General features: G+C 59.9%; 19 protein-coding genes, 1 tRNA gene and 1 pseudogene. 10 read left to right on the top strand and 11 right to left on the bottom strand.

Translation table 11 applies throughout. The features are described 5' to 3' along the window. Positions 1-96: 96 nt before the first annotated feature. Positions 97-264 (top strand): annotated as a pseudogene (locus ASG47_RS21240) (glyoxalase superfamily protein); the annotation flags it as partial. Between the two features lie 570 nt (positions 265-834). On the opposite strand, the gene ASG47_RS01115 reads toward ASG47_RS21240, so the two are convergent. The 7 genes from ASG47_RS01115 to ASG47_RS01085 form a co-directional block, all read right to left on the bottom strand. Further along, on the bottom strand, positions 835-1,884 hold the full coding sequence (locus tag ASG47_RS01115; protein ID WP_061906894.1) for a cysteine synthase A: 1,050 nt from the start codon (positions 1,882-1,884) through the stop codon (positions 835-837). Positions 1,885-2,036: 152 nt separating this feature from the next. Continuing rightward, the gene (locus ASG47_RS01110) at positions 2,037-3,449 is read right to left on the bottom strand and encodes a cryptochrome/photolyase family protein (protein ID WP_061906893.1); all 1,413 of its coding nucleotides are present in this window, start codon (positions 3,447-3,449) and stop codon (positions 2,037-2,039) included. A gap of 47 nt (positions 3,450-3,496) precedes the next feature. Then, on the bottom strand, positions 3,497-3,958 hold the full coding sequence (locus tag ASG47_RS01105) for an SRPBCC family protein (protein ID WP_061906892.1): 462 nt from the start codon (positions 3,956-3,958) through the stop codon (positions 3,497-3,499). After that, positions 3,955-5,184 carry an MFS transporter gene (locus ASG47_RS01100; RefSeq protein WP_200940847.1) on the bottom strand — a complete coding sequence of 410 codons (1,230 nt, stop codon included), beginning with the start codon at positions 5,182-5,184 and terminating at the stop codon, positions 3,955-3,957. Before ASG47_RS01100 ends, ASG47_RS01105 begins: the two co-directional genes overlap by 4 nt. A gap of 141 nt (positions 5,185-5,325) precedes the next feature. Beyond that, a tRNA-Asn gene (locus ASG47_RS01095) sits at positions 5,326-5,401 on the bottom strand. Between the two features lie 96 nt (positions 5,402-5,497). After that, on the bottom strand, positions 5,498-6,127 hold the full coding sequence (locus tag ASG47_RS01090) for a molybdenum cofactor guanylyltransferase (RefSeq protein WP_061906891.1): 630 nt from the start codon (positions 6,125-6,127) through the stop codon (positions 5,498-5,500). Then, complete coding sequence (locus ASG47_RS01085) at positions 6,124-7,314, bottom strand: benzoate/H(+) symporter BenE family transporter (protein WP_200913665.1); 1,191 nt, start codon at positions 7,312-7,314, stop codon at positions 6,124-6,126. Before ASG47_RS01085 ends, ASG47_RS01090 begins: the two co-directional genes overlap by 4 nt. 203 nt (positions 7,315-7,517) lie before the next feature. On the opposite strand from ASG47_RS01085, the gene ASG47_RS01080 reads away from it, so the two are divergent. From ASG47_RS01080 to ASG47_RS01070, 3 genes are all read left to right on the top strand, one after another. Further along, the gene (locus ASG47_RS01080; RefSeq protein ID WP_200913667.1) at positions 7,518-8,420 is read left to right on the top strand and encodes a polysaccharide deacetylase family protein; all 903 of its coding nucleotides are present in this window, start codon (positions 7,518-7,520) and stop codon (positions 8,418-8,420) included. Positions 8,421-8,560: 140 nt separating this feature from the next. After that, entirely contained in the window at positions 8,561-9,562 is a 1,002-nt protein-coding gene (locus tag ASG47_RS01075) for a Gfo/Idh/MocA family protein (RefSeq protein ID WP_061906889.1), read from the top strand. A gap of 138 nt (positions 9,563-9,700) precedes the next feature. Continuing rightward, positions 9,701-10,789 carry a LacI family DNA-binding transcriptional regulator gene (locus ASG47_RS01070; protein WP_061906888.1) on the top strand — a complete coding sequence of 363 codons (1,089 nt, stop codon included), beginning with the start codon at positions 9,701-9,703 and terminating at the stop codon, positions 10,787-10,789. Here ASG47_RS01070 and ASG47_RS01065 read toward each other — a convergent pair. Further along, positions 10,786-11,811: a LacI family DNA-binding transcriptional regulator gene (locus ASG47_RS01065; RefSeq protein ID WP_061906887.1), complete on the bottom strand. Its 1,026-nt coding sequence runs from the start codon at positions 11,809-11,811 to the stop codon at positions 10,786-10,788. The genes ASG47_RS01070 and ASG47_RS01065 overlap by 4 nt on opposite strands. Before the next feature lie 208 nt (positions 11,812-12,019). On the opposite strand from ASG47_RS01065, the gene ASG47_RS01060 reads away from it, so the two are divergent. From ASG47_RS01060 to ASG47_RS01040, 5 genes are all read left to right on the top strand, one after another. Beyond that, positions 12,020-14,800 carry a glycoside hydrolase family 2 protein gene (locus ASG47_RS01060; protein ID WP_061906886.1) on the top strand — a complete coding sequence of 927 codons (2,781 nt, stop codon included), beginning with the start codon at positions 12,020-12,022 and terminating at the stop codon, positions 14,798-14,800. Between the two features lie 329 nt (positions 14,801-15,129). After that, positions 15,130-16,212, top strand: coding sequence for an ABC transporter ATP-binding protein (locus ASG47_RS01055; protein ID WP_061906885.1), 1,083 nt, complete (start codon positions 15,130-15,132; stop codon positions 16,210-16,212). Between the two features lie 75 nt (positions 16,213-16,287). Beyond that, positions 16,288-17,562, top strand: coding sequence for an extracellular solute-binding protein (locus ASG47_RS01050; RefSeq protein ID WP_061906884.1), 1,275 nt, complete (start codon positions 16,288-16,290; stop codon positions 17,560-17,562). 151 nt (positions 17,563-17,713) lie between these two features. Next, positions 17,714-18,595 carry a carbohydrate ABC transporter permease gene (locus ASG47_RS01045; RefSeq protein WP_061906883.1) on the top strand — a complete coding sequence of 294 codons (882 nt, stop codon included), beginning with the start codon at positions 17,714-17,716 and terminating at the stop codon, positions 18,593-18,595. A gap of 68 nt (positions 18,596-18,663) precedes the next feature. Then, positions 18,664-19,476, top strand: coding sequence for a carbohydrate ABC transporter permease (locus ASG47_RS01040; RefSeq protein WP_061907258.1), 813 nt, complete (start codon positions 18,664-18,666; stop codon positions 19,474-19,476). Between the two features lie 30 nt (positions 19,477-19,506). Here ASG47_RS01040 and ASG47_RS01035 read toward each other — a convergent pair whose 3' ends face one another. Beyond that, positions 19,507-20,256, bottom strand: coding sequence for an exonuclease domain-containing protein (locus ASG47_RS01035; protein ID WP_061907257.1), 750 nt, complete (start codon positions 20,254-20,256; stop codon positions 19,507-19,509). Positions 20,257-20,418: 162 nt separating this feature from the next. Here ASG47_RS01035 and ASG47_RS01030 point away from each other — a divergent pair, with 162 nt between their 5' ends. Further along, the gene (locus ASG47_RS01030) at positions 20,419-22,482 is read left to right on the top strand and encodes an ATP-dependent helicase (RefSeq protein WP_061906882.1); all 2,064 of its coding nucleotides are present in this window, start codon (positions 20,419-20,421) and stop codon (positions 22,480-22,482) included. Between the two features lie 2 nt (positions 22,483-22,484). Here ASG47_RS01030 and ASG47_RS01025 read toward each other — a convergent pair whose 3' ends face one another. Together ASG47_RS01025 and ASG47_RS01020 are read right to left on the bottom strand one after the other, a co-directional pair. Next, complete coding sequence (locus tag ASG47_RS01025) at positions 22,485-22,820, bottom strand: hypothetical protein (protein WP_061906881.1); 336 nt, start codon at positions 22,818-22,820, stop codon at positions 22,485-22,487. A gap of 7 nt (positions 22,821-22,827) precedes the next feature. Continuing rightward, complete coding sequence (locus ASG47_RS01020; RefSeq protein ID WP_082511496.1) at positions 22,828-23,883, bottom strand: family 43 glycosylhydrolase; 1,056 nt, start codon at positions 23,881-23,883, stop codon at positions 22,828-22,830. Positions 23,884-23,952: the final 69 nt, after the last annotated feature.

The raw sequence follows: 23,952 nt of genomic DNA, 5'->3' as shown, positions 1-23,952 counted from the left end.
ATGCACGAAGACGCTTTTGGTTTGACCCATTTTTGCGGGCAGACCGTCAGCAATGCGAGCACTGACTATGTAGACGCCCGCCGAGAGGATCAGACCATGCACACGTTCATGGATGCAAAACTCATGGCCAAATTGCTGCGGCAAGCCTTGGCAGAGCGCGAAGTGTATCTAACCCATAGCGACTGTCTTGAGCTGGTCGCAAAACAATACAATTTGGCGAATTGGAACATTCTAAGCGCCAAGATCGATTCCATTGCCGAAAGCGAACTCTTCATGCCTGAGGGGTGGATGCGCGCTGGTGGCTCGCCGCGGTTTTATCGCCTTGGTCTAGACCGGAAAACAGGCGCTGCGCTCATCGAAAATCTCCCCGAATATGGTCGGCTGACTGCTGACGACTGCGCCACCATGATGCAGAGCGCCAGTGCCAAGCCCTATATCGGGCAACGCATCCGCTTTACGGGTGAACTGCGTACCGAAGACGCTGTCGATGGCGGTAGCATTTGGATGCGGATCGATGGCAACAATGCGCGCAATCTACAGTTTGACAATCTACAGATGCGGCCTGACGCCGAAGGCGCAATTCGCGGGACAAGCGATTGGACAATGCGAGATATCGTCTTCGATGTGCCCGAAGAGGCCGCCAGTATACATTTCGGTTTTTTCCTCAGGGGCACCGGAAGGTGTTGGGCGCGTAAATTCTCGCTCGAGGTCGTGGACGACACCGTGCCGATGACCGAAAGGCAGACCAAATTCCTACCCGGTCCGATCAATCTCGATTTTCGTCTGGCGAACTAAATATACCGGGGCCACTGCATGTGGCCCCGCTCGTTCTGCTCATACCGGCTCCGTCACCACCACATCTGAAATGTCGATCGGCGACTGATCGACCAGCCATGGCGGCACTGGCAGGCTTTTCGATGCCAGGAATTCGGGATTGAAAATCTTGCTCGCATAGCGATTGCCATAGTCGCAAAGGATTGTGACGATCGTCTTGCCCGGCCCAAGGTCTCGAGCCATGCGGACGGCGCCGGCGATGTTGATGGCGCTGGACCCGCCGAGGCAAAGCCCCTCGTGTTGCATCAAGTCGAAAATATAAGGCAGGGCCTCCGCATCCGAGATCTGATACGGATGGTCGATCTTGAGCCCTTCGAGATTGGCGGTAATGCGCCCCTGACCGATGCCTTCGGTGATGGAATTGCCGGCCGACTTTAGTTCGCCATGGGCATAATATTCATAAAGCGCCGCCCCCTCGGGATCAGCGAGACCAATTTTCACGTCCGCACTACGGGACCGCAGCGCCTCGGCAACGCCAGCGAGCGTGCCGCCCGACCCAACGGCGCAGATAAAGCCATCAATTCGGCCATTGGTCTGCTGCCAGATTTCGGGCCCCGTCGTTTCGATATGCGCCCGCTTGTTGGACACATTGTCGAACTGATTGGCCCAGACCGCGCCTTCCGGCAATTCGCGATTGAGCTTTTCGGCAAGGCGCCCGGAAATCTTGATGTAGTTGTTGGGGTCTTTGTAGGGTTTGGCCGGCACTTCGATGAGCTGAGCGCCATAGAGCCGAAGTGCGTCCTTCTTTTCCTGGCTCTGCGTCTCGGGAATGACGATGACCGACTTGAAGCCCAGCGAATTGGCGACCAGCGTCAAGCCGATGCCCGTATTGCCTGCAGTGCCTTCAACGATCGTGCCACCCGGCTTCAAGGCGCCTGATTTCACGAGATCATGGATGATGAAGAGAGCCGCACGATCCTTGACCGATTGACCAGGGTTCAAGAACTCCGCCTTGCCCCAGATGTCGCATCCCGTCAGCGCCGATACCCGGTTGAGACGGATAAGGGGCGTGTTGCCGATGGCAGAGATGAGATCGTCGTGCTTGGCCATGATCTTGCGAAAGTCCTCTTGCTATGGCTCCGATGGTAGAAGCCCAAAATTGGTCCAACAAGCCATAAACATCAGAAGTGGCAGGACTTTTCGATGTCCTGCCATCTGACGAACGTCATGGCTTGCGCTCACGCGCACAGAGGTTTGTTTTTCTAGAGGTTCTTTTGCGCCTCAAGAGCCCGCTCGCGCGATTCCTTGAGGTCAACGATTGCCCGGGGGTAGGTGGTTCCCAATTCAACGCCTGCCGCCTTTAAAACGTCCTTGGGTGCGCCGCTCGGATTGTGGATCCATTTGTCTGGCATCGCCTTGATCTCGGGCACCCATTCGCGGACATACTTTCCGTCAGCATCGAACCGTTCGCCCTGCGTCGCCGGGTTGAAAATGCGGAAATAGGGCGCCGCATCGAGCCCGCTGCCAGCGACCCATTGCCAGCTCGCCGGGTTGTTCGCCATGTCGCTATCGACCAGGCAATCCCAAAACCAGCGCTCGCCCTCGCGCCAGTCGATCAGCAAGTTTTTCGAGAGCAGCGACGCGACCAACATGCGGACGCGATTGTGCATATAGCCGGTCTGCCACAGCTCGCGCATGCCTGCATCGACGATGGGAATCCCCGTCATGCCCTTTTCCCAGGCGTGTAGGGCCTTAGCATCAGTGCGCCATTCCATCCGGCTATATTTCGGCTGCATCGGCGCAGACGAAATATCTGGACGGTGAAAAAGCTGGTGATAGCTGAAATCACGCCATGCAAGTTCGGAGAGAAATTTGTCTGTCGGCGCACGAAGCTCGTGATGCGACTGCGTTCGGGCGAGAGCGGTATGCCAAACCTGGCGCGGACTGATCTCGCCAAAGCGAAGATGCGGCGAGAGGCGAGAGGTTACATCGCGCGCCGGAAAATTGCGGCCCTCTGGATAGTCCTCGAGGTTCTGATCGAGAAAATGGTCGAGCGCATCATGCGCCGCCTTTTCACCAGTCGCCCACACCCCATCGAATTTCTTCGACCATTTTGGCGCCTTATACTCGCGATCAACATTCCCAGCCTTGATCGCGTCGCCCAACTTGCGGGGCTTTTGCAGCGGTTGCTCTATGTGCTTGTCGCGGAGTGTTTTCCAGAACGGCGAAAACACCGAATAGGGTTTGCCTTGCCCTGTCTCGATCATCCACGGCTCGATGAGCACATTGCCGGGATGCGAGGTGACCGACAGCTCGTCTTTGCGGAGATTTTCCTTGATCTCTTTGTCGATCGCTACTTCGGCAGGCGCATAGCGCCGGTTCCAGTGGACGTTGCCGACGCTCTGATTCTTGATAACGTCAGCCAGCACATCGCCCGCCTTGCCGCTCTCCACCATGAGCGAAATACCGAGCTCTGCCAAATCCTTGGCGAGAACCGTGAGGCTATGATGCAGCCACCAGCGTGCCGCGCCACCCGGCGCTCTGATGCCTTTGTCGGTTTCGTGGATATAGAGAGCGATGACTGCATCGCTCTCCTTGCACGCTGCGGCAAGTGCCGGATTGTCGCTGATGCGGAGATCGTTGCGCAGCCAGACCAGTCCAGTCGATCGATCCAAAATGCCGCTCCCGCTCGTTTACCGAACTACGCGCCGGCCCCTGCAGTTCAGTCCAAAACTTCTTCCATGACCTCTGCAAGCTGCTCGAGCGTCGCGCTCCATGCTTCCATCGAGAAAATCCGAGTCTGTGGATCGGCATGGGGAAGGCCCCGCTCGACCAGCGTCAGCTCCATATTGTCGTCGCCGATGGCGCGGAATGTGATGTCGAGGACGAAGATCAGCTCTTCCTCTGTTTCCGCATCACGATGCACCCAGGACATGACCAGCTTTTCGTCCTCCACGAATTGGAGGATTTCTCCCGTCACTTCATGGTCGGTCTCGTCCTCATCCCCAAACGTGACGAAGCGATACTGGCCGCCTTCGAAGGCGTCGAATTCGGCCTCATCGACCTGCCATTGTTCGATCAGCGCCGGGTCGGTCCAAGCCGAAAAGACGTCGCTGACATGCGCGCCGATCTTGCGAGTGAGGGTGATCTGGCTCTCGTTGTCGAGGTCGATTTTGTCGCTCATGCCAGCTTCTCCTTTGGTTCGGGATGCAGTTCCGCCGTTTTGGGCAGAAGAATGGTGAGGATACCCAATGCGGGTAGGAAGGCGCAAATCTGGAATACCGGAATGATCCCGATCCAGTCTGCGATAGCGCCCATGGCCGCGGCTCCCAGTGCGCCAATCCCGAACGCAAAGCCGAAGACAAAGCCCGCAATCATGCCAACTTTGCCCGGGACCAGTTCCTGCGCATAGACGACCATGGCCGAGAATGCCGAGGACAGAACGAGCCCTGTCAGGATGCTCATTACTGCCGTGCCGGTGAGATCAAGATAAGGCATCAGAAGCGTGAAGGGCAGGGCGCCCAGGATGGAAACCCAGATCACCGAAAGCCGCCCATAGCGGTCCCCGATCGGTCCGCCGATAAACGTGCCTGCCGCCACAGAGCCCAAAAACAGGAAAAGGTAGATCTGCGCGTCCGGTGCCGAAAGACCAAACTTTTCCATGAGGAAAAAGGCGTAATAGGTTTTTAGACCTTCGATATAAATGAATTTGCTGAGCAGTAACGCGCCGATGACGGCAAAGGCGACGATGAGGCGGTTGCGCGACAAAGCCGGCCTCTTGATCGCGACGGCCGGACGCGATGCCGCTTGCCGCTGATGCTCGACAAACCAGCGCCCGACATAGGTCAACAGCGCCACCCCGGCACACCCTAAAATCAGGAACCACGCAGTCGTCGTCTGCCCCATGGGAATGAGAATCATGGCCGCGGCCAGCGGTCCGAGTGCCGTACCCAGATTGCCGCCAACCTGAAACAGCGATTGCGCAAAGCCGAGCTTGCCGCCCGAGGCCATGCGAGCCACGCGCGACGCTTCAGGATGGAAAATGGCCGAGCCAGTGCCCATCACGACCGCTGCGAGGAAAAGCCACATAAACTGATTGGCAAAAGCTAGACCAACGATTCCGACCGAAACAATCACCAGCGATACAGCCAGACTATAAGGCTTGGGCTTGAGGTCGCCGCGGAGGCCAAACAGCGGTTGCAGCAGGCAAGCCGTGATTTGCTGGCCGAGCGTCAACAGCCCGATCTGCAGATAGTTCAGCTGATAGTTTTCCTTCAGCAGCGGATAGAGCGCTGGCAGAAGGAACTGCAGAAGATCGTTGAGCAGATGCGCGCCACTGACGGCAAGAATGATTGCCAGCGTGGTTTGCTGCCCGGTCATGGACGCGGGCGTGTTGGATGCGGTGGTCATGTCGGAAAATCCAGGAGAGGTGGTCTCCTAGCGCGCTAGCGCGGCAAGGGCAACTCTCGCGCACGATATTGCACGCCATAGCTCAGAAGGCGTGAGCCAGACAATATCGAGAATTTGTGGGGATCTTGGAAAGACCCGAAATGGCTCCGCGAGCTGGACTCGAACCAGCGACCATTCGATTAACAGTCGAACGCTCTACCAACTGAGCTATCGCGGAACACTTCGGTGTTGCCTTCGCGTTGAAGGCGAGGTCCGTGTACCCAAACCGATCTGGTTTGCCAAGTCCTTATTGCGGAGCCTGTGCATAAATATGTCACGAAGGCTGCCGTACCAGCACGTTCAAGTCCCGTAGAGCCCGGCGTTGCAGGGCAATGAGGTCGGCAAGGGTGTTGAGATTGGCAAAAGGATCCTCCGAACACCGATCAGACCAATCCACCGTCTGAGCGTCCAGCAGATTCAGAATCGCCTTTGGTCCCGCCGTTGGTGCAACGGATTCGAGACCGCTCAGCAGGTGTGAAAGCCGGAAGGCACTGTTTGTCGGATAGAGCGCGTTGCCCCAGATGGCCAAGGCTGATCCTCTTGCCTCTGCTTCCTGAGTTAGACGATCAACGTAGTCATCTGGCGCAAAAGGTGTATCGACCGCCAGAAAGACCAGGATATCGGCTGGGCTTGCGCGATCTGCGAAATGACGTGCAGCCGCCGTGAGTCCCGCCAGCGGCCCACGTCTTTCCCGCTCCCCATCACGAATAAGCACCGCATCGCCTAGTTCGTCGCCCGCAAAGTCTGCCGGCGCTGAAACGGCGATCTCTGACACCCGGCCCCGGAAAACCCCCGTAGCGCGATCGATAAGCCTTTTGCCGCCGATCCGGATGTCGGCCTTGCGCACCCCACCAAGCCGCGTTCCGCTGCCGCCGGCAAGGATAATACCGAAGACCTTGGTCACGCCGCGCGCTTTCGCAGCAGGATCAGCAAGGCAATGCCGCCCACGAGCCCCCAGAATGGCGCACCGATCCCGAGGATGGTGATTCCCGATGCGGTAGCGACAAAAGTCAGGATGGCCGGCAGCCGCGCTTCCTCAAGATCGAGAGCGCCCGCCAAAGCCGAGGCAAGGCTAGAGAGCAAGGCCAATCCAGCAACAGCCTGGATGAGCAGCGGCGGTGAGGCCGCAATAAATGCTGCTGCCAAGCTCGCCGCCATCCCAAGGAGAATATAGGTGGCCCCCGCCGCAACTGGGGCCGGCCAGCGTTTTTCCGGATCAGGATGCGCCTCTGGTCCCGCGCAGATGGCCGCGGTGATGGCGGCCAGATTGGTCGTATGCCCGCCGAAGAGAGCCGTTCCGGCACTCGCTAGGCCCGTCATCACGAACACCGGTGCCGGCGCGATTGTGTACCCGTTGGCTTTCATCACCGCGATTCCTGGCAGGTTCTGCGAGGCCATCGTCACCACATAAATCGGCAAAGCGATCCGCACGACCGCGTCCCAGCTAAATTCGGGCATGACAAAAACGAGCGCTGGCCAAGTGCCATCAAGCGCTCCGGGCGGAAGATGCGTCGTGAGTGCCAAGACGATCCCCGTCACCAACACGGCAATGGGCACGGCATAGCGGCGCGCAAAGCGCAATCCCAACATCCAGGCGAGGAGGATCGGCGCCGCCAGTATCGGCGCCTCGGCAAGCGCAGTGACAGGCGCTAGGCAAAGCGTAAGAAGCATGCCTGCCAGCATCGCATTGGCTATTGCCGCCGGGATAGCTGCGATCAATCGCGCCAAAGGTTTGACCAGGCCGGTGAGAACGATGAGGCCTGCCGCAACGAGAAACGCGCCCGCCACTGCGGAAAAACCACCGACAGGTTCGCCAACGGTAAGCAAAAATGCCATTCCCGGTGTGGTCCATGCAAAGCTGACGGGAACGCGCACGCGCCAAGCGACGACCATGTTGAGGACGCCAAGCGCCAAGCAAACCGAGAACAATCCCGACCCCGCTTGTTGCGGTGTTGCTCCTCCGGCTGTCAAAGCAGCCAAAACGACGGTGAATGTGCTTGCATAACCGACCACTGCGGCAAGAGCGCCAGCCATGATCGGCTGCAAAAAATCTTTGCGTGTCGGCGCGAGGGTTGGCGATCCCGCATCCATGGCGATTCCCCGAAAAAGTCCGCGTCACGCTAGCGATTTTTCGCGAGCGATCCAGCCTTTCGCGCCCTTGGAACCCTCGCGCCGCAAGTCTTAAAAGCAGTTAACTTATTGAAAGGTAAGCTCTTCTTAAGGCCTCACGAGCGAAAAATTAACTATAATCGCAAATTGTCGGCGTTAGTTCCATGTGATGCCGAGTGTTTATCGTGTCGCCCTCCCGCCTTCTGCTTTGCCTTGTGGTTTCCGGCCTTATGCTGGGCGGTTGTGCCAAGCCGGTGAGCTCGCAAATGCAGTTTGCGGCGACGCCGAAAGTGGACGAGGTGAAGACTTCCGCCATCGCCGTGCCTGCTGTCCTCAAGATGGAACAGCCCATGCCCGCCGAGATCCTTTCACCCCGCAACATTGGGGGCAGGACCCTTGCCGTTGCCACAACCGCCGACATCGTTCTGAGGCCCGGCGAAGTTGTCCTGACCTTTGACGATGGCCCGCGCGCTGGCAAGACCGAAGCCATCCTTGCCTCCTTGGCCGATTATGGCGTCAAGGCAACTTTCCTCATGCTCGGCTCTTCGGCCGCTGCCAATCCAACCCTGGCGCAGCGGGTCGCCATTGCAGGTCATACGGTTGGCAGCCACACCTATGCGCACGTTAATCTTGCCGATCTCACGCGGCAGGAAGCGATCGTCGAAATCGTCAAAGGCGAGGACGCCGTTTCGGCTGCGCTGGCTGGCGCCGGCCAAAAGCTCTCGCCCTTCTTCCGCTTCCCATACCTGTCCCAGACAGGCTTTCTGCGCACCGGCCTTCTTCAGAGCGGCGCCGTCGTTCTCGACGTCGATATCGACAGCAAGGACTATTACAAGGATACGCCCGCGACCGTCGCCGCGCGCACTCTCTCCCGGCTCGAGCAGCGCGGCAGTGGCATCGTGCTCTTTCACGATATCCACCAGCGCACCGTGGATATGCTGCCTGTCTTCCTCGATCAGCTGGCCCGCCGCGGCTATACGGTCGTCCGCCTTGTCCCTCGCGACACCTCCATCTTTGGCCGTGATCTCATCACTGCGGGTGTCGTCGAAGACGCGTGTGGCGATTGCAAAACTTCGGTCGTCAATTAGCGGTTCAGTTCGCGACTAAGACCATAGCCCAGAAGCCAAAATCGCGCTCCATTTCGCCGATTGGTGGATTAGCCCGTCATTCGGCGTGCGAGTGACACGTCTATCACATATAGACGTGTGCAAAAGGGGAGATTGGCGACATGGTTCTGCGTTTGGGAGTGATTGGTGCGGGCCTGAAGGCGGCTGACTATGCCAAGGGTTGGGCCGCAATGCCCGACGTAAAAATTGTCGCCAGCGCAGAAGTCAGCGAGCTATCGCGCAAGCGGTTTGCCGATACCTGCGAAGTTGCTGGCGCGTTGCGTCCGGCCGAGTACGCCAATGCAGAAACCATGCTCGCCGCGATGCAGGGCAAGATGGATGCGGTCTATGTGTCGACCCCGCACGTTTTCCACGGCGCCAATGCGCTGGCCGTCATCGAAGCCGGTTTTGACCTTCTCCTCGAAAAGCCGATGGTGACAACGGTCGAGGAGGCCCTTGCATTGGTAGAAGCCGAAAAGCGCACTGGGCGCACGGTGGTCATCGCTTTCCAAGGCGGCCTGTCGCCTCTCGTCCACGATACCAAGAACCGCGCTCGCCGAGGCGATTTTGGCGACCTCGTCAGCGTCAATGCATCGATCTGGGAGGGGTGGGCGACCAACTATGCCGGCCAGTGGAAACAAAACCCCGCCATCTCGGGTGGCGGCTTCATGTTCGATACTGGCGCCCACATGATGAATACCGTCTGCGTGCTCGCTGATGCCGAGTTCGAGCGCCTTTCCGCTTATGCCAATAATCGCGGCCTCGCCGTCGATCTCGCCACCGCTGTCGCTGCGCGCCTCAGCAATGGCGCCCTTGTCACCTTCAATGCTGCCGGCGATGGTCCCCCAGGCTGCGCCTCCGCCATTACGCTCTTTTACACCAAGGCAATTATTCGCATCGACGCCTGGGGCGCGTGGCGTGAGGTAACGATCAATGGCGTCGCTGAGCCACGGGAAGAAAACGAGATCCGCGATACGCCTATGCAGACTTTCCAGGCCGTTCGCGACGGGCGGTTGGAAAATCCCTCTACAGTCGCCAACGGCCTGCGGTTTGCGCGCCTTTGGGATGCGATCAAGGAATCGGTGACCGGCGATGGCACGCCCGTCACCATTCAAGCCCCGTAGACTTTCAGACAAATTCAGAGGCCTGCGCTGGAGTTTTTCGCCACACCCTGACCGACTGGTCCGGCCATCATTTTCACCCGGAGACACTCTGACTAATAGGTGCTAAAGAATATTAGCACCTTGGTTTGGGCGGATTGCATGGACTCAATCGACAAGAAGCGGAGCAACGCCCCCGCAAATCGCCGTCTGAAAGAAGGCGTCGAGCGACGCGCGACAATGACGGATATTGCTCGGGAAGTTGGATGTTCGCAGGCGACTGTGTCGTTTGTGTTGAACAATGCGCCTGGCATTCGGCTCTCGGATGAAACGCGGCGGCGGGTATTTGAGACGGCACGGCGGATTGGGTATGACGTGCCATCGGCGGCGCGGACGGTTGAGAGTGGGCGGCCGGGGCGGGGGCAGCATATTGCATTCTTGGTCGATCAGTTGGCGACGAGCCCGGAGGCTGTGCAGGCGATCGAGGGGTTAAGCCAGGCGGCGCAGGCGGCTGGGGGGCTGGTCTTTGTGGCGCAGAGCCGCGGGGACGAGGAGACGGAGCGCGATCTGGTCGAGGCCTTTGTCCGGCAGGGTGCCACGGCACTTGTCTATATGACTATCTTCACGCGCGAGGTGAAGCTGCCGAAGATACTACAAGATCTTGATATCCCTGTGCTTTTGCTCAACTGCTATGCTGTGGGGCAGGCCGTTCCCGCGGTGGTGCCGAGTGAGATCGCCGGAGGGCAAAGGGCGACGCATCATCTGATTTCCAAGGGCCATCAGCGCATTGCGACGATCACCGGCGAGGCGTGGATGGAGGCCGCGCAGGATCGTCTGAAGGGGTATCGTCGTGCGCTGGCGACGGCGGATATTCCGTTTGACGACGATCTGGTTTTTGCCGGGGACTGGTCGGCCAGTGCTGGCTATGAAGCGACGCGGAAAATCCTTGATTTGCCTGAGGTTCCGACCGCGATCTTTTGCCAGAACGACCGTATGGCGATCGGCTGTTATGAGGCGCTGAAAGAGGCGGGATATCAGATCCCGCGCGATATGTCGGTGGTGGGTTATGACGACGAAGAGATCGCGCGCCATCTCCATCCACAATTGACGACATCGGTGCTGCCGCATCGGGCTATGGGGCAGTGGATTGCCGAGCAATTGGCTGATGGCCAGGTCGAGGCAAGGTATCCGCTGACCAAGCTCGAATGCCCTCTCGTAGAGCGTGCGTCGGTAGGTAAGCCTCGCCCTTAAGACTTTGGTGATGCTATCGAATTCCTCTCCATGAATTCGCATTCGATCTTGAGCTTTTGCATGCCTTCATCGGCGTCCAGGTCCGTAAAGCCATCGAGCAATTGGCCGACGGCCCAGCGTGCCATTTCGTCGTGGGGAAGCACCATGGTCGAAAGCGGCGGGTCCATATTGGCCGAGATGTCTTCGTTGTCGAAGCCGACAATGGAGAGATCGCCTGGGATGCTGAGGCCCAGGATACGGGCGGCTTCATAGCAGCCGATGGCCATGCGGTCGTTGAAGCAGAAGATTGCCGTGGGGCGATCGGGGCGAGAGAGCAGTTCTAGGGCGCGTTCGCGGCCGGCGCGGATGGAGTAGCCACCGAGGGTGACGAGGGATTCGTCAACCGCAATGCCCGCCTTGGCCATGGCCTGGCGGAAGCCTTTCTCGCGGTCGCAGGCGGCTTCGGCGGTCTGGTGCTCGCCCGCGAGGTGAGCGATTCGGGTGTGGCCCGCTTTGATAAGGGCGTCAGTTGCCGAGTAGCCGCCAACGATGTCGCCGGGCACGGCGGACGGGTGGTGGAGGCGCTTTTCGTAGCAGTTGAGAAGCACTAGGGGCAGCGCCGAAAAACTTGAAGGAACAATGACTTCGCGAGTCATAAGTGTCGTATAGATAGCGCCGATGGCCTTTTGGGCGACAAGCATGTCGAGGCCGGCTTGTTCAAGGGCAGGGCTGTTGCCGGTGCAAAAAGTGGCGACAGTAACATCCTGCAGCGCGGCCTCGTCGCGGGCGCCTTCGAGGAATTGCGCGGCGAAGGGCGTGGTCGAGACTTCATCGATGAACAGGCCGATGACGCGCTGGCGCCCGGCGGGCACCGGATGGGTTTTGCCGCGGCGATAGCCCAATTGCTCGGCGGCTTCCTGCACGCGGCGGCGGGTGGTTTTCGATACGCGCGCATTGGGAACGCCATTGAGAACAAGCGACACGGTGGCCTGCGAGACCCCGGCACGCTCGGCCACGTCGTGCATTGTTGCGCGCTTTTCCATCGTCTCTCCGAAGTGCGGGATAATTCTCTAACCCGGATTCGAAAGCGTGCCCATTCCGTTAGCAGTCCGTTAGCTTCGAGAGTTGGTTTTCTGCGAGTTGGTTACGGATGTGTGGATCGCGGCGCCCTTGATTTCGCCCACTTGCCAAGCGCGGGCTTTTCGCCCTACTCTGATAATAATATAACTAATACGCTTAAGGGTGGGGAATATGAACCTTGGTCGTGCAGTCGCCGCGGAGGAAGTCGGCGCACCACGCAAGAGCTTGTCGCTGGACGGTGTCTGGCAGTTCAAGCACGAGGATGGCGCATGGCGCGAGGCGCATGTGCCCCAGCCTTGGCAGGCTGAATTCTCCGACCTCGTCGATACCTTTGGCCATGCCGTCTACAAGCGCAGTTTTGCTGTGCCGGCCGGCTGGGATCGGCAGGAGCTGGTGCTGCACTTTGGCGCGGTGAGCTATTTTTGCGAAGTGTTCCTGAATGGGCAGAAGCTGGGCAGCCATGAAGGCGCCTTCCTGCCGTTTGAGTTCGTGCTCGATAGCAAGCTGCTGCGCCCGAGCAATGAGGTTGAGGTGCGCGTGACCATGCCGTCGGCCGATCATCGCGCCTTCCCAGACTTCCCGTTTGGTGAAGTGCCGCACGGTAAGATTTCCTGGTATGGCCGGATTGGCGGTCTCTGGCAGTCGGTTTCTCTGCTGGCGCGCGATGCGCGGCGGCTTGAAGCGGTTGTCATCACGGCTGGCACCGATGGCCTTGTGAAGGCCGAGCTAGACTTTTCGGCTGCGGCCGCGGGCCTGCCGGTCAAGCTCGCCGTGCGCGATGCCGGTAGGAATGTGGTGGCCGAAAGCTTGGTGACTGCAGCGGCTTCGGTTGCGGTCGAGCTTGCGGTGACTTCGCCAAAACTTTGGGGCATCGATCAGCCCAATCTCTATACGCTGACCGTGTCGCTGGGCGATGATGTCGACGTGGTTGAAGAGCGTTTTGGCTTCCGCTCGGTCGAAACGCGCGATGGCAAGATCCTGCTCAATGGCGAGCCGATCTATATGCGCGGCGCGCTCGACCAGGACTATTATCCAGACGGCATCTATACGCCGCCTTCGCTGGAGTTCCTGGAAGACCAGGCGAAGAAGGCCAAGGAGCTGGGTCTCAATACGCTCCGGTGCCACATCAAGGTGCCGGATCTGCGCTATTATGACGTGGCTGACCGATTTGGCCTGCTCGTCTGGACCGAAATTCCGAACGTCGCGAATTTCACATCGAAGTCGGCGCAGCGCATGCGCGACACGATGACGGGTATTCTGAAGCGCGATCGCAACCATCCTTCGATCATCGCCTGGACGATCATCAACGAGGACTGGGGCACCCGCATGCTCGAAAATGCCGAGCACCGGCAGTGGGTGAAGGACACCTATGACTGGCTGAAGGCTGAGGATGCGACCCGTCTTGTGGTCGACAACTCCGCTTGCTTCCCGAACTTCCACGTCAAGACCGACCTCAACGACTACCACTATTACCGCTCGGTGCCGGAGCGCCGGCAGGAGTGGGACGATATAACCGCGCAGTTCGCAGCAGGTGCTGACTGGACGTTTTCAAGCCTAGGCGATGCCGAGCGGAAGGGTGATGAACCGCTGATCGTTTCCGAATTCGGCGTCTGGGGTCTGCCTGATCCGAAGAAGCTGCGCCGTGAAGATGGGTCCGAGCCGGATTGGTTCGAGACTGGCTCGCTCTGGGGCGATGGCGTGGCGCTGCCGCATGGCATCGAGGACCGCTTTGGTGCGCTGGATCTGGCGAAAACCTTCGGCTCGTTCGATGCCTTCATCGAAAACGTGCAGTGGTATCAGTTCATGAACCTGCGCTACGAAATCGAGGAAATGCGCCGCTATTCCTCGATCATGGGCTATGTGATCACGGAACTAACGGATGTACATTGGGAGGCCAATGGTCTCCTCGACATCGAGCGCAATCCGCGCGTCTTCCATGACGTCTTTGGGTCGATCAACGCCGATGTGGTGATCGTGCCGCGTCCGGCGCGCTACTCGGCCTATCTTGGCGAAACGCTCGATATTGAGCTGAAAATCGGGACCGGTGGCGAGACTATTCCCGCTGGAGCTGTGCTGCGCTGGAGCGGCGAAGTTTCAGGTTCGGTCGATGTGCCGGCGACCGGCAAAGTGTCGACGGCCGATCTCGGCAAAATCGGCTTTGTTCTGCCGCAGGGCGGCGACAACCGTGTTCTATCCATAGAATTTGTGCTGGAGGCCGGTGGATCGGTTCTCTCGCGCAACACTTGCGAGATCGCGCTTTACCAAAAGCGCGATACGGCCGGGCGCCCCTCCATCGCCGCGGCCGATTCCTCCCTCGCAAGTTATGCCAGCGGCCTCGGCTACCGTGTGGTACCGGCTGCCGAGGCCGATGTGGTGCTGGTGCATGCGGTGGATGGCGACGATGTCGAGGCCATCAAGGCGGGCGCGCGCTATCTGATCCTCGCCGATGGGACGGTGGAGACGAACAAGAACCTGCGGACGGACATGCCTGACGGGGAACTGCCGCATCGCTCGATCGTGGCGGATGGCAAGACGTTCAGGCCAAGCCTCGATCAGCATTTGCCGGGCATCAGCCTGGTCGAGCGTGACGGGACGATCTGGCGGGGCGACTGGATTGCCGGGTTCTCGTGGGTGCGCCGCGAGGGGGCGTTTGCGAACATTCCGGGTGGGCCGATCTTTGATCTGAGCTTTTCCGATGTTGTGCCGCATCACCTGCTTACGGGGTTCAGGCCCTGGGAATTTGGCAACAATGTCATCGCGGGGATGGTCTGCGGCTGGGTGCACAAGCCGGCGGCGATCATTGGTGAAAAGCGCGTTGGCCGGGGTGGCGTTGTCGCGACGACGTTCAGGCTGACGCGCGAGGCGCCGGGGGCTGATCCGGTGGCGGCGGCGCTGTTTGATGGGTTGGTGGCGACGGCTGGGGAGCTGCCGGTGGATAAGGGTTCGATGTGACCTGAGGAATACCCTCACCCGTCTCGGCCTGCGGCCGATCCACCCTCTCCCCGAGAGGGAGAGGAATAAGAGGTGAGCGCCGAACCATTCTTCTCCCTCTCGGGGAGAAGGTGGCGCGAAGCGCCGGATGAGGGGGCGAGCCCACAACTCGCTCCTCTGCGGAGGAGAGAACCCATCACCCTGGATTTTCGCTGAACGCGAAAATCCTGTCCCTCTCCCGCAAGGGGCGAGGGGAGGTTCCGTGGGTGGGGCGAGGATGCAGGCCGCTAAATGAGCGGCAAGTGATCAGAAGACAGCAAAGCTGCGCTGGTCTCATAAGGAGGAAAGAGATGGCCGATATCGTCCTTCGGGATGTCAGCAAGTCCTATGGCGCTGTGCAGGTGCTGGACAGTGTCAGCATGCATATTCGCTCGGGCGAGTTCATCGTTTTCCTCGGGCCTTCGGGCTGCGGGAAATCGACGCTGCTGCGGATGATTGCCGGGCTTGAGGCGGTCAATGGCGGGGAAATCCACATCGGCGACAAGCGCGTTGATACCCTGCCGCCGAACCAGCGCGAAGTGGCGATGGTTTTCCAGAATTATGCGCTTTATCCGCATATGACGGTGCGCCAGAACATGAGCTTTGGGCTCGAAAATATCGGCACCGACAAGGCCGAGATTGCGCGCCGGGTCGACGAGGCAGCGCGGATGCTCGAGATCACGGCGCTGCTCGATCGGCGGCCGGCGCAGCTTTCGGGTGGACAGCGGCAGCGCGTTGCCATCGGGCGGGCGATTGTGCGCGAGCCCAAGGCGTTTTTGCTCGACGAGCCGCTTTCCAATCTCGATGCGGGGCTGCGGGTGCGGACGCGGGTGGAGCTGGCGCAGCTGCATCAGCGCATCGGCACGACGATGATTTTCGTGACCCACGACCAGACCGAGGCGATGACGCTGGCGAGCCGGATTGTCGTCATGAACAACCGCAAGGTGGAGCAGATCGGCACGCCGATGGAGGTGTATTCGAAGCCCGCGAGCCGGTTCGTGGCGGCCTTTGTCGGTTCGCCCTCGATGAATTTTTTGCCGGTGACGGCGCTGGCCGATGAAGGCGGGCGCGTCGCGGTGACGGCGGGTGGAACGCGGATTGCGACGACTATTCCGACCGCGCTTGCGCCGACCGTGGGGCAGGGGCTGACCTTTGGCGTGCGGCCCGATGCGTTGCGCGTGGCGGCGGACGGCGAGGTGGCCGGGACCATTGCGCTGGTCGAGCGGCTGGGGGACCGGACGCTCATCCATGCGCGGCTGGAAGACGGCACGGTGGTCGTCGGCGACGATATCGGCAAGTCGACCCTCGAAGCCGGGCAGTCTGTGCGGCTCAAGGTCGATGGTTCGGCAGTCCATCTCTTCGATGCCGAAGGGAAGGCCTATCACGCCGACTGAGGAGAGTTTCCGCCGGGAAAATAACAAGCGCCCGGCTGGATGAATGCATGCATTGGGCATGTTTGGGAGGAAAGTATGAAACAGACTTTGAAGCGACTGGCTTTGGTGTCGACTGCGCTGATGGCGCTGACCCATGCCGCTGCGGCTCAGCAGAATGTGGTCTGGTGGGATTTTCTCGCCGGCGGCGACGGCGTGCGCATGAAGGCGCTGATCGATCAATTCAACACCGAGCACCAGGGCGAGATTTCGATCGAGAACACGACGCTCGAATGGGGCACGCCGTTCTATACCAAGCTGCAAACGTCGGCGGCGATCGGGGAAGGGCCCGATATCGCGACCTATCACCTCAGCCGCATTCCGCTCGCCGTCGATAGTGGTACGCTGAGCGAGATCACCGACGAGGATATGTCCGGCGCCGGGATTTCGGACGGGGACTTTACGACGGCTGCGTCGGATGCCGGTAAGGTCGATGGCACGCGTTATGCGGTGCCGTTCGATCAGCACGGGCTCATTCTTTATTATAACAAGGATATGCTCGCCGAGGCTGGCTTGATCGGTGAGGATGGGCTGCCCAAGGGCCTCGATGGGCTCGAGAATTTCAACAAGATCCTGGCTGATTTCACCAAGGACGGGAAATACGGCATCTCGACCCCAACGGGCGATCGCTACCGCACGATCTACTCCCTGTTCGGCCAGCAGGGTGGCACGATGTTCGACGAAGCCGCAGGCGGTTTCTTCCCGACCGACGAGGACGTCACCAAGCTGACCAACGCCATCGATGTGGTGAAGGGTTGGGTCGATAGCGGCTACACGCCGGTGCAGGTCGAAAGCCCGGCGGCGCTGGCGCTCTTTACCTCGGGCCAGTCGCCGTTCTTCATCATGGGCAATTGGGAAATCCCGACCATGGTCGATCTCCATGCCAAGGGCGAACTGTTCGAATGGGGCGCGGTAGAATTGCCGACGCTGTTCGAAAACAAGGCCGCATGGTCTGACTCGCATGCCTTCGTTATTCCCGCCAATGCCGGCAAGGAAGCTGATGCGGACAAGCGCGCGGCGGTGATGAAGGTCATTGCCTGGATGGACCAGCACTCGCTCGACTGGGCTGGCGCTGGCCACATCCCGGCCTTCAATGCCGTGCGTGACAGCGCTGAATTCCAGGCGCTGAAGCCGCAGTCGGACTATGCCGGCTTTGCCGATACGGCCGTGTTCGATCCGCGCACCGTGCTTGCTGGTCCCGCCGCGCCGCTCGGCGATGCTTGGAGCAACTACATCAATCCAGCCACCACGGGTGAAATCGAGCCTGCAGATGCTGCCGTGCAGATGCGGGACGATTTGAACGGGCAGCTTTAGGACTAGACCCGATGGGCACCCTCCCCCTTGCGGGGAGGGTTGGGGAGGGGGACTTGGGCCAAGATATCGTGGCTCCCGACACCCCCTCCCGTCCTCCCCCGTCAAGGGGGAGGTGTCCGCCGGTGGTTGTGGATGCAGGGAGTTCTATGCGATGCTCAGGGATAAACGGCAGGAATATCTCGTGGCGCTGCTACTGGTGGGGCCATTTGTGCTCATCTATGGCGGGCTGTTTGTGTGGCCGACGATCCAGATGGCCATGCTCAGTTTTACCAAGGCGCCGCTGATCGGGTCGGGGGACTGGGTGGGCTGGGATAACTATGTGAAAATCCTCAGCCACAAGCTGTTTCACTCGGCCTTTTGGAACACGGCCTATTTCGTCGTGTTGACGGTTATTCCGAGCACGCTGGTTTCCCTCGTCATCGCCATGGCGGTGAACCGGCTCAAGGGACCGGTGCAGGGCTTTGTGCTCGCCTGCTTTTTCCTGCCCTATATCCTGCCGGTTTCGGTGGTGTTCCTCACCTGGAACTGGATCATCGACGTGCAATATGGGCTCGTGCAGGGGCTGGTGGCGCTGTTCAATGGCGGCAAGCCGATCTCGCTGACGCGCACCATTCCGCTCTTCATGCCCACCGTTGCCTTCGTCACGGTCTGGTGGACGATGGGGTTCAATATCCTGCTCTTTATCGCCGGCTTGAGAAATATCTCGCCGGAAATCTATGAGGCCGCGGCGCTGGATAGCGCGGGGCGGTGGCGGCAGTTCCAGCGTATTACATGGCCGCTGATCTGGCCGGTGACGGCGCTGGTGCTGACCATTCAGCTCATCGCGCAGCTCAAGATTTTCGATCAGGTCTACCTGTTCTCGATCGGCGGGCGGCAGGACGCGACGATCACGCTGGTTCAATATGTCTACAAACTGGCTTTCCAGCAGAACAAGGGCGGCGAGGCGGCGACGGCCGCCATGCTGCTCTTTGGGATGATCATCATCCTCTCGGTGCTGCAATACCAGGTCTTGCGTGCACGAGGTGAGAAATGAGCGCCGAAGCAATTCCCAACCGCGACACCATGGTTTCAGCGCGGAGCCGGGGCGATGGCCCCATCGACATGATCGGGCTGGCCCTGACTGTCATCACACTACTCGTCGCGCTCGCCTCGTTCTTCCCAATTTATTGGGCAGTGATCACGTCGATCAAACCCGATGGCGAGGTGATTTCGGGGAGCAATTCGCTGATCCCCAATCGGGTGGTGTTCGACAGCTATATCCACATCTGGAACAACACCAATATCGGCATCTGGTACATCAACTCGATGGTGACTTCGCTGATCATCACCGCGCTGGTGATCGTCTCCTCGGCCGGTTGCGCCTATGCGCTGAGCCAGTTGGATTTCCCCGGGCGGCGGGTGATCTATGTGCTGATCCTGGCCTGTTTCATGGTGCCCATGCAGGCGCTGATCGTGAACCACTTCGTGCTGATGGCGCAGTTCAAGCTGTTGAACACCTGGGCCGGTATCATCCTGCCGCAGCTGATCGTGCCGGTGGTGATCATCGTCTATAAGCAGTTCTTCGATAGCGTGCCGAAGGAATTTCGCGAGGCGGCGCAGATGGATAGTGCGGGGCACCTCAAGATCCTGTTCCGGATCTATCTGCCGATGAACTGGGGCGTAACGGCCGCATTGGCGATCATCACCTTTATCGGCGCCTGGAATTCCTTCCTCTGGCCTTTCCTTGCCGCGACCGGCGAGGCGACGATGACCGTGCCCGTGGGCATCACGCAGGTGAAGGACGCCTATGGCATTGTCTATGGGAAGTTGATGGCCTCGGCCGTCGTTGCCGGTCTGCCTGTGGCTGTTCTCTACCTCATCTTCCAAAAGCGCGTGACGCAAGCCATCATGCTTTCGGCAGGGGTCAAGGGTTGAACCACTGGGCGCGATAAAGACGGTGGCCGCCTAAAAAAGACTTTGCTGTGCTTTGGGCTTTGGCACTTGCGGCGTCGCTTCGCCGCGGCGCTTAAGTTCCTGCTCGGCGCTGAAGCGCGTGTCGATGTCGCGGTCGCGCGCTAACTCGTCGAGTGCTTCGAGCGAAATCTGTTCCCACGCTTTGCCACGCTCCGGACCGGAGCGCACTCGTGGCAGAAGGCCCGGCAGCTTGCTCCAGGCAATCAACTGTTCGGCTGAAGTTTCATTGAGCATATCGCGCAGGTGATGCGCCGTCACATACGCGTCCGGCATGGCGCGGTGGGCTGGGAGGCCGATCTCGTGCACGAGGCCCTCGGGCATGCGCTGATACCGCAGCATCTGGTTGGAAAAGCCTTCAAGCTTGGGCCAAACGCGCAAGGCGCTTTTCCAGGTGCAGATCCACGGCGCGCCACCCGTCAGGCGCGGCGTGCAATAGCGCTGCTCGAAAGCCGCGCGATGCGCCGCCAAAGCGATGACGCCATCCTGGGGCTGCAAAACCGTCGGGGCTATGTCGCGCCAGAAAGGCGCATCGGCGACGAAGGCATCTAGAATATGGTGTATCGCCATTGTCTCAGGGGTGATGGGACGGCCCGGATTGACGAAAAGCGCGCCACGCTCGTCATTGACCTGCCACGGACCGCCCTCGATCGAGACCACATCCTGCCAACCGATCTCGCAGACATCCGTTGCCGCATCGCCCGATGTCTCGAGGTCGATGACGCGTATCCTCCTGATGGACATGACCGATCCTTGTTGCATGAAGCCATAACGGACCATTGCCCACTAGGATGCACAAGCCCGGTTGCTGCGATCACGTCGATATCGTGATGGCGTGAGCCCAAGGAAAGCTTGCGAACAAAAAGAGAATATCATCCCCTGTCAGCTTATTGCGGGGATCGATTCGTGCTTGCCGACACCACCTATCTTGATGCGCTCAACACCAATCAGCGGGCGGCTGTCGTGCATGGGGTTGGGGAAGCAAAGCCCGGCCCGCTGCTGGTCATTGCCGGCGCTGGCTCGGGCAAGACCAATACGCTGGCGCACCGCGTGGCGCATCTCATCGCCAATGGCGCAGACCCCAGGCGCATTCTGTTGCTGACCTTTTCGCGCCGCGCCGCCAGCGAAATGGCCCGGCGTGTCGAGCGCATTGCGGGTCGTGTTCTCGGCATTGGTGAAGGCGCTGTCGCTGATGCCCTGACCTGGGCCGGGACTTTTCACGGGATCGGCGCGCGCCTGCTGCGTGAATATGCCCACCAGATCGGTCTCGATCCCGCCTTCACGATCCATGATCGCGAAGACTCCGCCGATCTCATGAACCTCGTCCGTCACGAACTGCAGTTCAGCGAGACCAAAACGCGGTTTCCGACCAAGGGCACCTGCCTTGCTATCTATTCGCGTGTGGTCAATGCGCAGGCGGACCTCGATGAGGTTCTGAAATCGGCCTTTCCTTGGTGCGCCATGTGGTCTGCCGAATTGCGTCAGCTTTTCAGCGCCTATGTCGAAGCCAAGCAGCAGCAGAACGTTCTCGATTACGACGACCTGCTGCTCTACTGGGCCGGGATCATGGCTGAGCCGATGATTGCCGAGCAGATGTCGAGCCTTTTCGACCATATCCTCGTCGATGAATATCAGGACACCAACCGGCTACAGTCCTCGATCCTGCTCGCTTTGCGCCCCGACGGGCGCGGCATGACGGTGGTCGGCGATGATGCACAATCGATCTATTCTTTCCGCGCCGCGACCGTCCGCAATATCCTCGACTTTCCGAGCGCCTTTTCGCAGGCCGCCGAGATCGTCACGCTCGATCGCAACTACCGCTCCACCCAACCGATCCTCGCCGCGGCCAATGCCGTGATCGAGCAGGCGAGCGAGCGCTTTACCAAAAATCTCTGGTCCGAGAAGCACTCCGAGGCCAAGCCTTTCCTCGTCACCGTCAAGGATGAGGCCGATCAGGTGGGCTATATCGCCAAGTCTATTCTGGAGGCGCGCGAGGCAGGCACTGCACTCAAGGAACAGGCCGTGCTGTTCCGCACATCGAGCCATTCCGGGCCGCTTGAAATCGAGCTGACCCGCCGCAACATTCCGTTCGTCAAATTCGGCGGGTTGAAATTTCTCGATGCGGCCCACGTCAAGGATGTGCTGGCGCTTTTGCGATGGGTTGAAAACCCGCGCGATCGGGTTGCCGGTTTTCGTGTGCTGCAACTCATGCCGGGCGTCGGGCCGGGAACGGCTGGCCGAGCCCTTGATGCCATCGCCGCCCATGCCGATCCCGCATGGGCTTTTTCCGAGGTTCCGCCGCCTATCAAGGCCGGCCAGCATTGGCTTGATCTCATCAGCGTGGTCGGGAGGCTTTCGGCGCGCGAAATCTCTTGGCCGCTTGATATGGCTTATATCCGCCAATGGTACGAGCCGCTGCTGGAGGCCAATTACGAAGATGCAGCTATCCGGTCGGCTGACATCGTCCAGCTCGAACAGATCGCCTCTGGCTATCCGAGCCGCGACCGGTTTCTCACTGAACTGACCCTTGATCCTCCCGACGCCACCAGCGACCAGCCCGGCGTGCCCTTGCGCGACGAGGATTATCTCATTCTCTCGACCATCCACTCGGCAAAGGGGCAGGAGTGGAAATCGGTGCATGTTCTCAATGTCGTCGATGGCTGCATTCCGTCCGATCTCGGCACGGGATCCACGCATGAGATCGAAGAAGAGCGCCGGCTTCTCTATGTCGCCATGACCCGCGCCAAGGACGAATTGCATCTGCTCGTGCCGCAGCGCTTCTATGTGACCCAGCAGACGAGGAATGGCGATCGCCACCTCTATGCGCAACGCACCCGCTTCATCCCAAGGTCGATGACCGCATTTTTCGATGACATCTTATGGCCGCCGGTGACGCCAATCCGCGAAGGCGTCGGCCCGGCGCGGCCAGCGGTCGTCGACATCGCCGCCAAGATGCGCGGCATGTGGTAGCGTCAGGTATAGTTTCCGAGCGCAGCGTACCATTCGGCATAGGGCGTGTTTCGTGCGAAGTGTCGGTTGTAATCCGGCGCGCCGTCGTCCCACCAGACAGGGCCACGTTCGCCAAGCGCGACCTTGGCTTCATCGACCGCAGTGCGCGCAGCTTTTCGCGCCGCATCATCATTTTTTGCGAGACCGACGGCGCGTCGTGCGGCCATCAACTCTTGGACCCAATGCGTGCGGTCAGTCTCGCTGAGTGAGGGATTGCTCTTGCGCCAGAGCCGGCCGCGCACGACGAAATATCGCCCGTCTGGTGTGGTCGGATAGTGCTTTACCTCTTTGGTGGCCATGGCCTCGTCACTCGGAAAAGCGGAGACTCCACCCGCGATCGGCACCCGAGGGGGAACGGTAATCGACATTAGGGACCCATTGATACCGCCCAAAGAACCACTTTCGGGCCGACCAGAAATTGCTCGGTTCTTCGTCCTCAGGCACACCATGATAGAGAAAGGGCACGGGCTCTTTCACGCCCTCGCCACCCGTCCCGTCCTCATCCGTGATGAAGCTATGGTGGCCGACGCCTTTTGCCGCGTTGGCTAAGGTGCCTGTATCGGACAGCGTTTCGGCATTGGCACCAAAGAGGCACCCGTCCGACTTCGACCAATCCTCGGCCACAACAGGATCGCCGCCAGCGCGCAATCGCAGATCGGCGAGGCAATAGTTCGCACCCCATGAGCCGTTGGCCGAATAGACCACGTGCAACTGTCCCGCTGGATCCACGATCGGCTGGGGACCTTCGTTGATCGATGGCGTCTCGTTCGCAACATTTTCCCAGGGCTGATCGGGAGACGAGATGATCGCCCGTGACGCGTCAGGCGCGTCATCACCCTGCAGCTTCACGATGAAGATATCCTGCTGCACATCGCTATCGCCCTGCCAGCCGGACCAGACGAAGAAATCATCTCCGTCGAAACTAAAGGGCATGCCGTCGATGGCCCACTTGTCTTCGGGCAGATCGATTTTCTCCGCGGGGCCATAACCGGATGTCGGCTCTGTCGAGGTGATGCGATACATCCGATGCGCTTCGCCGACGCCGGCGGCGAAATAGACGCGATAGAGCCCGTCTTTATAGACGATCTCCGGCGCCCAGACTTCGCCGAGCCGGTCCCGATCGAACCAGATCCGCAATCCGCGCGCTTGGGCAAGGGTATCAAGGCTCGGTGCGACACGCACCACAAGGCTATCGCCGCGCCGCGATTCGACGGCCACAAAGCCGTCGTCGGTGTGAATGACGCTGGGGTCCGCTGAGTAAATGCCCGTGTCGCCGAGAGGCGCAGTGGCATCTTGCGCCGAGGCGGAGATCGTGCCGGCAAGAAGCCAGGTTACCGCCAGGCTGCCGATCCAATTGGGCATCGTCCCCTCCCAAAAATGTCGCGGCGTCCGATTTCCACTGATTATCGCCGCGCTGTCGTCGTTTCGATA

Origin of the sequence: Devosia sp. Leaf420 (assembly GCF_001425445.1) — a bacterium.
GTDB lineage: Bacteria > Pseudomonadota > Alphaproteobacteria > Rhizobiales > Devosiaceae > Devosia.
This window is presented reverse-complemented; position numbering and strand designations above follow the sequence as displayed.

Coding starts and splice junctions, on each gene's coding strand:
- ASG47_RS01020 (WP_082511496.1), bottom strand. CDS start 23,883: ATGCCCAATTGGATCGGCAGCCTGGCGGTAACCTGGCTTCTTGCCGGC.
- ASG47_RS01105 (WP_061906892.1), bottom strand. CDS start 3,958: ATGAGCGACAAAATCGACCTCGACAACGAGAGCCAGATCACCCTCACT.
- ASG47_RS01055 (WP_061906885.1), top strand. CDS start 15,130: ATGGCCGATATCGTCCTTCGGGATGTCAGCAAGTCCTATGGCGCTGTG.
- ASG47_RS01045 (WP_061906883.1), top strand. CDS start 17,714: ATGCTCAGGGATAAACGGCAGGAATATCTCGTGGCGCTGCTACTGGTG.
- ASG47_RS01075 (WP_061906889.1), top strand. CDS start 8,561: ATGGTTCTGCGTTTGGGAGTGATTGGTGCGGGCCTGAAGGCGGCTGAC.
- ASG47_RS01115 (WP_061906894.1), bottom strand. CDS start 1,884: ATGGCCAAGCACGACGATCTCATCTCTGCCATCGGCAACACGCCCCTT.
- ASG47_RS01025 (WP_061906881.1), bottom strand. CDS start 22,820: ATGGCCACCAAAGAGGTAAAGCACTATCCGACCACACCAGACGGGCGA.
- ASG47_RS01100 (WP_200940847.1), bottom strand. CDS start 5,184: ATGACCACCGCATCCAACACGCCCGCGTCCATGACCGGGCAGCAAACC.
- ASG47_RS01050 (WP_061906884.1), top strand. CDS start 16,288: ATGAAACAGACTTTGAAGCGACTGGCTTTGGTGTCGACTGCGCTGATG.
- ASG47_RS01040 (WP_061907258.1), top strand. CDS start 18,664: ATGATCGGGCTGGCCCTGACTGTCATCACACTACTCGTCGCGCTCGCC.
- ASG47_RS01035 (WP_061907257.1), bottom strand. CDS start 20,256: ATGTCCATCAGGAGGATACGCGTCATCGACCTCGAGACATCGGGCGAT.
- ASG47_RS01065 (WP_061906887.1), bottom strand. CDS start 11,811: ATGGAAAAGCGCGCAACAATGCACGACGTGGCCGAGCGTGCCGGGGTC.
- ASG47_RS01070 (WP_061906888.1), top strand. CDS start 9,701: ATGGACTCAATCGACAAGAAGCGGAGCAACGCCCCCGCAAATCGCCGT.
- ASG47_RS01060 (WP_061906886.1), top strand. CDS start 12,020: ATGAACCTTGGTCGTGCAGTCGCCGCGGAGGAAGTCGGCGCACCACGC.
- ASG47_RS01085 (WP_200913665.1), bottom strand. CDS start 7,314: ATGGATGCGGGATCGCCAACCCTCGCGCCGACACGCAAAGATTTTTTG.